This is a genomic window from Bdellovibrio sp. (assembly GCF_047637665.1).
GTDB lineage: Bacteria > Bdellovibrionota > Bdellovibrionia > Bdellovibrionales > Bdellovibrionaceae > Bdellovibrio.
On record NZ_JBLJBT010000009.1, the window covers coordinates 1 to 14482 of the forward strand.

General features: G+C 45.6%; 7 protein-coding genes and 1 pseudogene. 3 read left to right on the forward strand and 5 right to left on the reverse strand.

The genetic code is table 11. The features are described 5' to 3' along the window. A pseudogene (locus tag ACM64D_RS01565) lies at positions 1–414 on the reverse strand (hypothetical protein); the annotation flags it as partial. A gap of 26 nt (positions 415–440) precedes the next feature. Next, positions 441–941, reverse strand: coding sequence for a TetR/AcrR family transcriptional regulator (locus ACM64D_RS01570; protein WP_415061427.1), 501 nt, complete (start codon positions 939–941; stop codon positions 441–443). A 142-nt stretch (positions 942–1083) separates the two neighbouring features. On the opposite strand from ACM64D_RS01570, the gene ACM64D_RS01575 reads away from it, so the two are divergent. The 3 genes from ACM64D_RS01575 to ACM64D_RS01585 are packed head-to-tail and all read left to right on the forward strand — an operon-like array spanning position 1084 to position 5158. Next, positions 1084–2604, forward strand: a complete 1521-nt coding sequence (locus ACM64D_RS01575) for a GH3 auxin-responsive promoter family protein (RefSeq protein ID WP_415061428.1) — start codon at positions 1084–1086, stop codon at positions 2602–2604. Further along, on the forward strand, positions 2601–3182 hold the full coding sequence (locus ACM64D_RS01580; protein WP_415061429.1) for a LysE family transporter: 582 nt from the start codon (positions 2601–2603) through the stop codon (positions 3180–3182). Before ACM64D_RS01575 ends, ACM64D_RS01580 begins: the two co-directional genes overlap by 4 nt. After that, positions 3179–5158 (forward strand): C45 family autoproteolytic acyltransferase/hydolase, encoded by a 1980-nt coding sequence (locus ACM64D_RS01585; protein ID WP_415061430.1) that lies wholly within the window; start codon positions 3179–3181, stop codon positions 5156–5158. The genes ACM64D_RS01580 and ACM64D_RS01585 overlap by 4 nt, the downstream gene beginning before the upstream one ends. A gap of 68 nt (positions 5159–5226) precedes the next feature. Here the strand turns inward: ACM64D_RS01585 and ACM64D_RS01590 are convergent, their stop codons facing one another. The 3 genes from ACM64D_RS01590 to ACM64D_RS01600 form a co-directional block, all read right to left on the reverse strand. Next, complete coding sequence (locus ACM64D_RS01590) at positions 5227–12786, reverse strand: Calx-beta domain-containing protein (RefSeq protein ID WP_415061431.1); 7560 nt, start codon at positions 12784–12786, stop codon at positions 5227–5229. Positions 12787–12926: 140 nt separating this feature from the next. Continuing rightward, positions 12927–13625: a substrate-binding periplasmic protein gene (locus ACM64D_RS01595; protein WP_415061432.1), complete on the reverse strand. Its 699-nt coding sequence runs from the start codon at positions 13623–13625 to the stop codon at positions 12927–12929. 64 nt (positions 13626–13689) lie between these two features. Next, entirely contained in the window at positions 13690–14448 is a 759-nt protein-coding gene (locus tag ACM64D_RS01600; RefSeq protein WP_415061433.1) for an MnmC family methyltransferase, read from the reverse strand. Between the last annotated feature and the right edge of the window lie 34 nt (positions 14449–14482).

Genomic DNA, 14482 nt, shown 5'->3' on the forward strand with positions numbered 1-14482 from the left:
AGGAGGTGGCGGCAACAATCGCCACAAAATGCGATGATTCTGTTCATGAAAAACCGAAATAGCACTCAAGGACGACAATTGTTTAATAAATAAATCCGAATCCAAAACTTCCTGATGATTTTCCACAAACCAGGCGAGCTCTGAGAAAATGGGAGTATATTCGATCTCATCTTTAAAAAGATCATGGGAACTGAGTGAGCGCGGAACTGAACAAACTCGAGAGGCAAAAGAACCACCTTGAGCAAGATAAAGTTTGCGGCTTTCTCGATAAAGACGACTTAGAGTCAGCAACTGGGAATCAAAAGGATATTCTGGCAAGACCCATTTTGAATATCTTGAAGAGGCACGGACAGAAAATAACAACTTCATCTCTGATAGAAAATTTCGCAAATCAGAATTCTTCACTCTCATCATTCACCTCTTTAGCGAAGCTCCGTTATTTAAATATAATCTTCAAACAGATCCTGGACCTGTTCTGGCGGTAACTGATAGGTAATGGCACCCAACTCTTTCAAGTAGATTTCAAGAATCTGAGTTTCAGAAAGCTTGGGAAATTCTTGCTTTAAGGCCTTCACCAATAAAGATTCAGCCTCTTTGATCATTTGCCCCACTTCACTGCCAGCATTTTTTTCTAGATAGTATAAGACAAAAAGATAAGGCATCTTTCTTACATCAATCAATATCTGCCGAAGTCGTTCACGGATTCCCACTGAACGGGTTCGTTCTATATTAAAAAAATGCGAAATAATGAACTTGTAAGCTTCTTCCAAAGCCGTCTTTTTCTCTTTGCCGAAGTAATAATAGATCAAAGAACGAGTGATTCCGGATTCTCGGGATATCTCTGAGAGAGTCCACTTAAGATGCCCCTTTGCGACCTCCATTTTGAGGATCGCGTTACAAACAGAAAAATAGATGTCTTCTTTGGACTGCGTGGTCGCCATAGGGGGATTTGACAAGAACTCGTGAAAACTGTCAATGGAAGATCCCCTTTTCGACAGAATCCGCCCAAACCTGTCAATGGGTTTAGGCGACAGAGTGACTAAACCTAAATAAATTAGGCCTATCTCAAAAAGGAGGTCTTTTATGTTTACGATGGATTCTGTTGTTCAGGGGCTTGGTCAAAAATACCTTAAAACTTACGCTAACTATATGAGCGTCACACGGCAAGATCTTCTGGAAAAACAAGAAGATAATTTTAAAAGCCTTAAAAGATCCCTGACTGGAACCCGTATCTATAGCGACCTCCGTCTGTCTCACATCCAAAGTTATGAAGAATTTGTGACTCATGTTCCCGTCTATGGTTACGACGACTATGCGCCCTATACGGACATGATCGCAGCGGGGCACAAAAATATCCTATTTAAGGACAATGTCGAGTACTTCGGCCTTTCTTCTGGCACTTCAGGAAAAGACAGTAAGCGCGTTCCCTATAACGAAAGAATGATTCGTATGTTCTTAAAATCGCAAAAACGAATCGCAAGTAAGCTGAGCACACTGGAACCAGATATCAACTTCCTCAAGGTGGGACGATTGACCTTTGGATCAGATCCCTATCTTTATTCCCAAAATGACATTAAATATGGTTATATCTCTGGAATTCTAAGCACTCGCGTTCCCAAAGCCCTTGCGAAAAACACCTTCCCTTCAAGGGAGGTCCTGGCGATTTCCAACTGGGAACGTAAAATCGAGATGCTGATCTCTGAGTCCCTCAAAGAAGACATTCAAGTTGTCAGCGGAATTCCGACCTATTTGATAAGCATCTTTGAAGCCGTTCTAAAGAAAACCGGAAAAAAGCATATCAACGAAATTTGGCCCAATCTCAAAGTCTTTATCTATGCGGCCACCCCCATTAAACAATACCAAGAACGAATCAATCGCCTTGTTGGGCATGAGCTAAATTATTATGGAGTTTATGCGGCCACGGAAGGAGCCATTGGTCTTCCCTATGAAAAATTCCAGAACGGTCGTCAGCGATATATTCTCAATCCCGACCTCATCTACTCCCTAACCCCTGTTCAGAATGCCGAACGAAACCTTGGTCTTCATGAAATCGAAATGGGAGTTCCATATTATATTAATATTGGATGCCCCAACGGACTGATTCACTATTCTATGAAAGATGTAATCACGTTTGAAGAAGTTCATGGTGATCTGGTCTTTGAATTCGTGGGACGCAAAAGCACCGGCATGAATTTGGCTGCGGAAAAGGTCAGTGATGATCAGATCTTAGATTGTTACCTGGCCACAAAAAATGCCACCAATATCGATCTTCGCCACTTCTTCTTGTCGCCGGTTTTAGAAAATGGAAAGGCTTCCTATCTTTGGACCCTTTTTGTTCCTGCTCACTCTGAAATCAACACGGAGGTCCTCGCCCAGTCTCTGGATAAGGAAATGCAACGACTCAATGGAGACTACAAAGATTGCCGAGATATCGACGTCCTCGGTCCCGCTCAGGTCTGCCTTAAAAGCGCCGACTATCTGCAAAAATATTTTGAACAAAACCGCAGTCGCGGGCAGTTCAAGATGAAAACCACATTTGAAACGGCAGAAGAGTACATAACTTTCATGCGCCAACATATTGAACAAGGAGAGACTTTACAATGATCCTCGGTCTTCTTCTTGTTGGCGGACTTTCTGCATTTGCTTTAGGCCCGGCCAGTTTCAATATTATTCGGACCTTAATTTCCAAGAGAACATGGCCATGGGCGTCCATCGCAGGATTCCTGGCTGGCGATCTCGTTTACATTGGCCTGGCGCTGATTCTTTTGCAAAGCGCCCTCTTGCAAATGCCGTGGCTCAGGATCTCTTTAACCAGTCTCACTGTTTTATGTCTGATGATCTATTCAATAAGAATTCTTTTGCCCAAACAAAAACTGCCAGAGACTTTCCTGGAATCTTTTTCTTCTCCCAGCTTTAAGAAAAGTTTTCTTCTGACATTAGCCAATTTTCACCTTGTATTCATTTATGCAGGACTTTTTGCAAATCTTGGCGCGGACGGCAAGATCGCAGTCTATAGCGGTGCCCTGGCTTATTTTATTGGGTTTCTTTTAGGTTTTTTCTCTTTGCTCTATGGGTTTCACTTTTTTCAAAGTTCACTACGAACATTATTGAGAAAAATGGAAGTGGTCGCTGCTTTTGGTTTTTTAACTTTTTCGATTTATTTGTCTTTGGAGATATTATGAAACACTTCCTTTCGCTTTCACTCATTCTTTTGCTGCCTGCATTTTCTTGGGCAAACTGCATTCTGAAGAATGAACTGCGTGGCCAGAAGCACTTTATCTGTCAGGCCCCAGGAACCAGCAAAGCCGTTCATGTGCTGGACCTTGCAGGTGGGTTTTCAGAAACGGCCTACTATCATGGATTCTTTCTTCGCAACGAAATTGAACATGGTGTCCTCAAGGGTGTCCAAGTTCGCACTGAAAGAGCTTTCTCAGAACTATCCGACAAAGATCGCCAGCAGATCTCACTGATCAAAAAGTGTGTCATCAACAACTATCGCCAGAGTGTCTCTGACGAGTTCAAAACAGGTCTTAAAAATCTCTATGCAGGTCTTAAAGACGCGGGAAGTTCCACAGACTGGTCTTCGTTTGAAGAATCCAACTACATGGTCGAGTTCTCAATTTTCACAGACTCCATGCAAAGACAGATGAGTGAGAATTCACGCAAAGGTAAAATGAAGATCTTTGCTTCTTGCGCGCCCTATTTTGTTGGAAATACCTTATTCAAACCTTTTAAGAAGCTCGCGCAAAGTTTACGTTCAATTAAAATGGGTTGCACAGGGATCAGTGCGTCGGCGTCAAGCTCCAGGGATGGGGCCCTTATCCACGGAAGAAACTTCGATACCGGTCTTTTGGGTTTTTATGAACCCAATCAGGTTGTTGTGATCAACCGACAAAAGAATGGAATCACTTCCGTGGGACTAGGCTCTGCCGGTCTTCACTACGCCGGTGGCATCAGTGGTTTTAACAACCACGGACTGACCGTCAGTCTTCATGAACTTCAAACGGAGGGAGCAAAAATCGCCTACCCCGAGGGAAGTTCCGATATTGCTCCCTACCTTCTTCATTCAGTGATTATGAATGCCCGCAGCTTGGATGAAGCGATTCAGATAATACAGACTCGCAAAGGTTTTGGCGCTTGGACCTTCTTCATTTCGGATTCTAAAACTGATGAATCGGCTTCTATCGAACTTAGCGGCGAAACCGTCGTTGTCGCTCGTCGTACTCAGAATAAATTCATGGGACAAAGCAATCACTTTATTGCTTCAGCAACAAGTCGGGAGGGATATGAATACAGCCTTAATAAAACATTGGAAACTCGTGCTCGTCTAAAACATGTAACTCGAACCATGCAAGAGGACTGGGGACGCCTTGACAGTCAATGGGTGATCGATCGTCTTTCTGGGCATTACGACGAATTAGTGGGTCCTCGCAGCTTCGGTCGTACAACAACAAAGGTTTATACCGCGGCAACTCACGTGATGGTTCCGGCCCGTCAAGAGTGGTGGATGAGTGTGGCTGAAACATATCCTACAAACAGATCTCATTTTGTCGGTTTTAGACTTGATCCGATTCAAGGCGTGAAAATCGTCGGCGTCACAAAGGCCCAGGAGGATCTAACAAAGCAAAACTGGTATGACTCGATGAATTTCTATGTCAAAGCTTATCTATCCAACGAAGAGGATCGCCAAAGTCTTTCTGGGATAGATCGCACTTTGGGACTTCTTGAAAATGCCATTCAAAAAGCTTCTGAAGATCAGGTGTATGAATTTCCATATCACTTTATGTGGGCCCGTATCAAAGTCTACCGCGCCGCCAAGGCCATTATGCAAGGACAACGCGATACCGCTTACACGGATTTACTCGAAGCCCAAGCAAAGCTTGATGAAATAAGCTCCACACTAAACAACAAACTTCACCCTTATGAAATCTTTCAGATCCAGCTTTGGAAATTCCGTGCAGAGACCTTGAAACCACAAGCCAGACAAAGCAGATCTCTTCAGGGTTTGACCCAAATCACCGCTCAACAAAATCTAAAGAGATTGATTCAACAATACCCCACTCAAAGTGAACTTTACGATCTAGAATGGAGTCTGGGAGAAAGTGCACAGCTATACATCGTACTTGATGCCGACATTCGTTTAGGAACTGTGGAGTAGTATCCGAGTCTCCGGAAATATCATGCCGAAATAATCCCTGAAGACCGCCCAATAAGGCGGTCTTCAGATTAAAGTCCTTGAACATAATCAATGGTCGAGCGACTTTCCATACTTCCGATTCCGAGTTGCCCCGAAGAGTTGTCACCTGAGCAACCGATGAATCCGCCAGCTCTAATACCGCATGTATGTTGTCTACCAGCACCCAGTCCTACGAAGTCATTGACCAGTGGGATTGTTTGCGGTGCGGTCTGTGTTCCTGAAGGACCAATAGCTAATTGACCGTAATAGTTGTCTCCCCAGCATTGGGCTTGTCCGGTGTTCTTCAGTGCGCAAGTGTGCTCTTGTCCCGCCGACAATCCAATAACTCCTGAAAGTCCACTGACGGTGACGGCAGTGTTTCTATTGGCCGTCGTTCCGTCTCCAAGTTGGCTGTAGGCATTGGCTCCCCAACACAGGACAGACCCATCGTTCTTAGTCATACAGGCGTGTTCAGAGCCTGCCACCAGATCCACGGCATTGCTTAATCCTAAAGCTAGGTTCGGAGTTTTATATTCAAGAGCGGCCGTGCCATCGCCCATCTGACCTTTGCTGTTATCTCCCCAGCAGTACACTTGATAGAAATCATCTATACCGCAAGTAAAGTTCTTACCTAACTTCAAGTCAAAGAAGCTCTTACCAACAACGACGGGTTGATTTCTTTGAGTGTTATCACCAAGACCCAATTGACCGTTGGTGTTGTCACCCCAACACTTGATAGCGTCACTCGCGTCTTTGGCGCAAGTGTGGTAGTCCCCTGCGCGGATAAATCGAGAACCTGCCAACGTCGTGACTTCAACCGGCGTCGTGTGAGGCGAAGAGTCTGAACTTCCCAATCCCAGCTGGCCTTTGTTATTTCCACCCCAACAATAAACTTTAGAGTTCGCAAGGGCACAGGTATGGTAAGCGCCAACCGCAAGATCCACAGCTCCTTTTAAAGATGTGATTTCGACTGCAGAAGTTCTCGCCGTGGTATCGCCTTGTCCTAATTGCCCCGACGTATTGTCACCCCAACAATAGATCTTCCCGCTTAAGATCGCGCAGCTATGGGAAACTCCCGATTGAACCGCGAAACCTTGATACGGAACGAGGTCATAGAAGAAGCGGGCGGAGAATAATGCGGGGGTTGAATTGAGATACGCAGACTGGTTGATTAAGTTCATATTAAGAGCTCCCGCACTCCAATTAAAACATTTCAGATTTTCTGATTGGAGTGCACATTGATAGCCCTGTCCAGCTTGCAAATCAGTCACCCCTCCTGTTAGGAAAGTATTTTGGTATATACTTGATCCTGTGATTGTTCCCCAGCAAACAAGATTGTCATTTTGAATAACACAAGTATGACCACTACCCGCCGACACACCAGAAATTGTTCCGGTTATGCCTGTAATATTAAGAGGAGATGATTTATTTGCAGCACTAGAATCAATTTGGTAGTTGGTATTATAGCCCCAACACTTAACCGTATTGTTTTGGACTGCGCAAATATGACTCTGACCCGCCGAAATAGACGTGATGGTGCCATTGGCGGCATCCAATGTTTTATATGGAGCTGTGACAGGAGTGGCTGTATTCCCCTGCCCCACTTGGCCATAAGTGTTGTCACCCCAGCAATATAAAGAACCATTTTGAACAGCGCAGGTAACGGTATTTCCTAAAGTCACATCCGTGACATTACCAGTAAGAACCTGCACGGGTGATGCTTGAGGACTTGAGGCGGTGTTGGAAACTTGCTTTCCGCTATTACTTCCCCAACAAAATAGATTTCCATTTTGAATAGCGCATGTATGCTGACCGCCTGTGGAAACCTTCGTAACCCCAGAGGTTAAACCCACAACCTGCACAGGATCTGTCGATTGTATCGTCGAATTGTTGCCTAATTGCCCAGAAGAATTCAATCCCCAACATTTAAGGGACCCACCGTGAATGGCACAGCTGTGACTAGCCCCGACGGCTACTTGCGAAGCTCCGGAGATCTTTGACTCTTGAACACCGTTTGCTGAGGCGGTTCCTAGTTGGTTGTTGCCATTATTACCCCAACACTTTGTTCGACCATTCGCCAAAACGCACATGTGGTTGGCGGAACCTCCCTTTGCAATAGCACTAATGGGTTTTGCGCCAGAAATAGGAATCGCCATGGATTTGGCGAATCCAGCATTATTTCCCATACTGCCTCCCCAACAATAATACCAAACCCCTAAAAGAGCGCAGGTATTTTGATTTCCAGCTCCGATCGTAAGAGCTTGTGTACCAACGGTCTGCGGCACTTCGGTCGTCGAATTCAACAATGGGTTTATCTGGTAAAAACTACCAGCCCCCCAACACTTCATTATACCTGTTTGAATAGCACAAGTATGAGAATTTCCCAGAACAAAGCTCGTCACGTTCCCCGTCGCCGAATTAAGAGGAACCGCCGGAGATGCCCCATAGTAATTATTCGTTCCCCCATTCGAGGTAGAACCAACTTGAAAGTTATCATTTTTTCCCCAACACTTTAAAGCTCCTCCTTGAATTGCACAGGCTCGACTGTATTTCATTTGTATGTCTGTCACGACACCACTGCCTGCATCTAAAACCAAGACGGGTGAAGGTTTTGCAATATAATCGTTGCTAGTCGTACTTTGAACCTCTCCAAATGAATTCTTTCCCCAGCACTTCACTCCCCCACTTTGGACCGCACAAACATTTTGCTCTGACACGACGACCTTCGTTACGCCGCTTGCCAAGACTGCATACGGAGACGTTACATCGGCCCCTCCGGATCCAGTCCCGATCGCCCCGCTGGCATTTTCCCCCCAACACTTTAAAGATCCCGATTGAATTGCGCACGTTACAAGATTATCCGAGATAACATTTGTTACATTCGACGCAAGTCCGGTCACACTGACGGCGGTCGATGGACTGGCGGTGATTGTCCCATCACCTAATTGTCCGCTGGAGTTATCTCCCCAACATTTCAAGGCGCCATTTTGGACTCCACAAGCATGGCTAAACCCAACCGAATAATCCGTGATTCCCGCACCACTTAAGAAAGTTTGTGGGCTGTTGGACATTCCTTGCCCCCAACATTTCAAGGTCGTTCCTTGAATCGCACAGGTTGTATAAGAATATTGACTTGAGCTATAAATTTTAACTGAGGACACGACTCCCGCTGATACATCCAACACTAAGACTGGGCTGTTTCGAAGTGTGGTATCTCCAGTTCCCAGGTTTCCCCAACCATTATATCCCCAACAATATAATGATCCATTTTTTATCGCGCAAGACGACTGACCACCAGAAACTAAATCCGTCACTCCCGTGCTTAAGCCACTGACGCCCACGTATGCTGTTGGACTATTGGAACCATTTCCATCTCCCAATTGACCGTTTGAACCATTCCCCACACAATAAACCGCCCCATTATTTAAAATACAGGCGTGATTATACCCCTGCGCAATCTTCGGATTCGCATTGATCAAATCTTTCAAAAAAGGATCTCTTCTAACCAACGACAAAGCCGCTGGTGAATCGTTATCCAAAATCGAAATTGTCATCTGCGTGATCGCACCAAAGCCCGCGCCGACGGGGGCGGCGAGTTGGACGATTAAGGTTTCTGTGGGTTCTTGCAAAGGATCATCGTAAATCGTCACAGGAATAAGGACGCTTTTTTGTCCCGCTGGGATCGTCACCATTCCATTCGTTAAGTTATGATCAGAACCAGGACTGGAGGTTCCGCTTACAATGTATTGAGCCGTCACATCGGCGGCACTGGTTTTATCTAAGACCACTTTAATATTATAAGACACGGCGTTTTCGCTTAAAGTTCGAGAGCTTTCCGCAAAACCGATCATCGGCATCGCTCCGCCCACACCAATTAAAGTGACATTCAAGGTCGCCGCTGTGAGATCCGGAGAACCCCCACTGTCATCAGCACTCAAAGTCAAAAATTGAGAATCCGTGGCTTTATAGTAGAAAATAACTTGCGTATCCACCGGCCCCAAAGTTGCATTTCCAGAAAGGGCCGTACATGCCGCATCTGAATAGAATGCTCCCGTACCACCACCGCCGAAGCTAATAATTTTAGTTGTGCCCGTGGGAACAACGTTGTTATTGGCATCTTTCACCAAAACCGCATAAGCCACGCACGTGTCACCACTGACATTCGTTAAACCACTGAGGACTAATTTCGATGGCGGCAACGGTGTCGAGGCAAAAGCCTTGGAAACCGAGATGGACAAACTTTCTGCCGTCAATGCCTGCGCTTGAAGATTTACATTTTCAGCAGAGAGATTTTTATAATAAACCACGGTGGTGCTTTGCCCACTTAAAATGCTTGCCTGTGTAATTTGATTAAGCGCCGTACACGATGAGTCTGAATAGAAGTGACCACTGCTAACACCTCCCAATGCCACTATAAGGTCGGCAGGCTGCGTGACTAAGTTTGAATACAAGTCCAAAGCCTTTAACGTGAACGGAGAACACTGTCCCACTTCCGCCGAAGCTGATCCCTGCATAGCTAAAGCCGTGGTGGCATTGGCATTCACCGTCACGGACTTCGTTCCGGCAGCTAAAGGGCCCGGGTCATCCACAGAAAGTGTCAGAGATTGAATAGAACTGTTTTTATAATAAACCATCGTTTGCTGCGCATGGGCCGGCAGTGTGATCGACGAGACCGCGGTAGCACACGCATTATCAGAATAGAAAGATCCTAATCCTGAGCCAGACAAATTCAACGTTGTAGCCGTCGCCACAGAGACATTGTTATTTACGCTGTCTTGCAGATAGATATCAAAAGCCATGCAAGAACCCGCTTGAATCGCCGCAGGTCCCACCAACGATAAGTGATGAGGCGCACCTGTGGTAATTGCCACAGCCACCGTCGCTTGAGTCAACCCGCCGGATGTGGCGGTAAGATTAATATTCTGCGCCGTCGTTGACTTAAACGAGAAATCCTTCACTGAGCTTCCCGTTAAAATCGTCACCGCACTGACTGGCGCCCCGGAACAGTCCAAAGAATTAAAATATTCCCCAGGTCCGTTCATTCCAAGATTCGCACTAAGATCTGCCCCCAGTGTCACGGGATTTTGGAAGTTATCTAAAACTTGCGCAGACACGCTGAGACACTGTCCAACCATGATAGAGTTTGCACTGATCAGTCTTAACGCCTGAGGTCCTGCCGTATTCACCGTCAGATTGAAGGTGCCAGACGTTAACCCCAAACCCGCAGCAGTAAGAACCGAATTTTCTGCCATCAGATCTTTAAAGTAGACTAATCCCGAAGATTGACCGATAGACAAATTCAAAGTGCTCGAAGCTGTCGTGCAACTAGCCTCCGAGAAAAACTGCCCTGAACCATTGCTGCTTAAAAGTACACTCAAAGAACTTGTCACCGTTGCGGTGTTGTTCCAACCATCCTGCAAAGTCACTAAGAAGGAACCACAAGCCCCGGCAGTCATAGGTGTCACACCGGAAAGAATAATTTTATTGGGACTATTGGAAGACACGGCTGCAGAGTAACTGGCATCACTCAACCCTGCCGCAGAAGCCGTGATTTGAACAGACTCGGCCAAGGTATCCAAATAATAGAAAGTCGCGCTTGCTGAACCGTTAGGTACAACGACACTTCCAATAAGACTTCCTCCAGCACAATTATTCGCGGAATAAAACGACCCACCCGTCGCTGCCAGATTCACCGTCTGTCCTGCACCACCGGCGGCAACAGATGAAGAGGTCGCACTTTGAATTGTCACTGTCATGGGCGTACACACACCCGCTTTTAGAAGTGGGTTGCTTAATGCTAACTTTGAGGCCGGTAAATTCACGACATTCACGGTGAGGCTGGAGTTTACAATCCCCGCCGCTCCGGCCTGACTGTCGTCCGCATCAAGGGTCACACTTCCTGCAGCAGAAGACTTATAGTAGACCACAGCACTCGAAGTGCCCGTACTCATCATCATGTTTGAAATAGACGCCAGACAGCTGCTATCCGAGAAATACCCTCCCGAACCCGCTGTGAATTGCACTAAAAGTCCTGAGACCAAGGGCGACACATTTCCGTAAGCATCTTCTGTGCTGACCACATAGGGTTTGCACTCATTCAGACTCAAGTTCGTAGTTCCAGAAAGTTTTAACTGAGCCGGAGCCCCCACTTGGACGGTGACACTTTTACTGCCCGCTAACAGAGGTCCCACGTCATCCGCATTAAAGATCAAGTTTGCGGGTGTTGTTGACTTAAAGTAGAAATTTTTAATCGATTGGCCCGCCACAAATGAAAGTGACGTCATCGGCCCACTACAGTCAGAGTTCTCGTAGAAGGTTCCTGCGCCGCTGCCTGTGACATTCACGGTGATAGCCCCCGTTGCCGCCTGAACCATATTGGAATCATCAACAAGCTTGATTTCATAAGCTGAAGAACACGCCCCCGCACTCACTGTGTTAGGGCCAGAAAAAGCCAATCGTGTCGGGGTTGTCACAACAATCGGATTCACCGTGACGTTAAGAAGACCATTCCCCAATGTGTCGCCATCATCGGCAATGACTTGAATCACACCAAGATCCGAAGATTTAAAATAGAACAAAGCCTGACCTTGATCCGCTGGAATTGTCAGATTTACCAAAGGCACACTGCAACTGGAATCCGAGAAGGCACTAAAACCAGCTCCTCCACTGACAGTCATCGCCACCGGAGTCGACGTGATCGTCGGAGTCAATGTTGTATCCACTAATTGCGCCACCACTGCCAAAGAGCACGCCCCTTGAGTGACCTGACTTACTCCTGATAGTTGAATTTGCGCTGGGGGTTTTGCAGAACTTTCAACATTAATAGGATAAAAGACCGATTCAATAGAAGTCGTATCCGCCTCGGCACTTAAAATCAGACTTTCAACCGCCGGTGCTTTAAGCCAGAAGTTCACAAAACTTTTATTTGCCGGCAAAGTCACCGTCGAAGCGGCCGCGATTGTCGTACACGCACTGTCCGTGTAAACGGCGGCTTGACCCAACCCACTAAAAAGAACGGCTGTCGCGGAGCTTTCACTGGTGCTTTGATTTACCGAGTTTAAAAGACGAAGTGTATAAGGACGGCAACTTTTTACCGGCAAAGAGGCGCTTCCCACAACGCTGAATTTCTTTGAACCCGTGGGCGTTCCCTCTGGCGCCGTCAATGTGATCTGCAAAAGAGCGCCGATCATTTTTTCCGTTTCATCATTAAATCGCAAAGAAACAATCTCTGATGAATTGTTTTTATAAAACAAAGGAACGGACACCTTTTCAGCCGGAAATACAACTGAACTTCCCACCGCGCTCGTGCATGCGGCATCCGTATAGAGACTTCCGCTACCAAATCCGGCTACTAAAATTGTCTTTTGTTCAGAGGGAATAATAGGACCGTTATTGGCATCTAAAATAGAAAGGATTAAAGGATTACAAGCCCCTACGCTGGCACTGGCTGAACCCGCAATATTCAGATGATGGACTGGACTGATTGGCGTCAGTATCCCCTTACTGCTATCACTAACAATTCCAGAAACCTCTCCACATCCAGTTAGAGCCAGGATGGATGAGACAAACAAGACGAGTAGACTTTGGGTTTTTGTATTTTTTTGGTCCATGTCTAACATATCGACCAAAAACACAGGACACCTTTAGAAAAACGGCTAGACCTTACAGAGATGTTGAGTACAGCATTGGCGCACTCGACTACTGTATGATTTCTTCGCGAAAAAGAATGTGTAGAATTAAGATAAGATCTTTATTTCTCTTTCAGAATACGATTTAAGGTTCCGTCTTTTCTCATCTCTTCGATAGTTTTAGAAAAGGTTTTTGCTAATTGATATCCCTCGGCCGTGTCTTGAAAAGCATAAAAAACGGCAGGCTTTCCCAAAGGTTTGCTTTTGTCATACTCAATATTTCTTACGCCACTCAACTCCAGAGCCTTTAACCCAGAACGTTCTTCCACCACGAAGGCTTCAATAACCCCTTGAGCCAATTTTTTCATATTAATGATGTCATTTTCCGCGTACTCAAACTTGATTCGTCTATTATCAACCAATTGACGAAGATAGGTGTAACGGAACGTCAGTCCCACCTTCTTGCCTTCCAGATCTTTGATGGTTTTTAAAGAGTGACCTTTTCGATAGAAAATATAATTGGTCTTATAGTAAAATGGAACTGTCTTGGTCGAGATCTTTATTCCAGAATCATCCAAAGCAGGAAAGAATCCATCAACCTGACCGTTGGAATACATCAAGAGGGCTTTTCCGGGTTGTTCAACAATGATGTTCAATTCATAGTTATTGCGTCGGGCGATTTCTTTGGTCAGATGAATGAATAAACCTTTTTCTGAATCTTCGACCAACAAAGGAATCGGAATAGTAGAAAGCTTAATGACTTTTGCGTCCGCAAAAGAAGTTAAAAGCAAAAACACCAATACGCCCAGTTTGATTTGCATAACTTAAGTAAACTTTTTTTGCTTTAAATTAGCAAGAGTTTTTCCAAAGGACCTAGGGCCAATTTCAGGGAAGTTTTTTTACCCCCAATGTGGAGTTGCGTTTTCCTTGAAATCCCTCACGTACGACAACCTCAAAACCCTCACTTTTTAAAGCTCTTTTAAGGCTTCCCTTGCAGGCGTAGGTGGACACTAGGCAATGCTCCTCAGCTCCCTCCCTCAATAACTTTGCAAGGAATTCTTCTTCCCACAAAAAAGGAGACGTTTTGGAACTGAACGCATCGTATAGAATTCCGTGATATTTAGACTCAAGGCTCACACTTGAGGAAAGCTCCTGACGTATATCATTTAAACTTTTGAAATGAGTTCGCAGAAAGGTCTTCAGATCCTGGGGCAATAAATTCGTGCCCTTTGAAACATGAGCCAAGACCAGATCGTAAACCTGCGAAACCTCCTCAGACAATCCCGCAACATCTTCGTGCAGCCATTTAAAGAAAAACTCACGCAATTCAGGAACGCTTTCATAGCTGGTAATAAGACCTACTTGCCCGGCAGACTTCCCCTGCAATAAAGCTTCCCTCGCGATTACAAGCTCAATATAGCCCAACCCCAAACCCACGATTAAAAAATGAGGCCGCTCTATATTTTCCAATATTTTGCGAATGGGCTCTCCATAAATGAGCAAGGTCTCAGCGCAAGCACCTCCAGAATGGTGCATGGATTCACCGCGGTCTTTTAGAGGATCCACGGCCTGCAGAAGACGCAAGCTGGGACTTTGATCTCCGGTGATCTCAATTTCAAATCCAATATCACTCCATGACTTCATTTGATTGACTTCCCGCAAAAGAAATTTATAACCG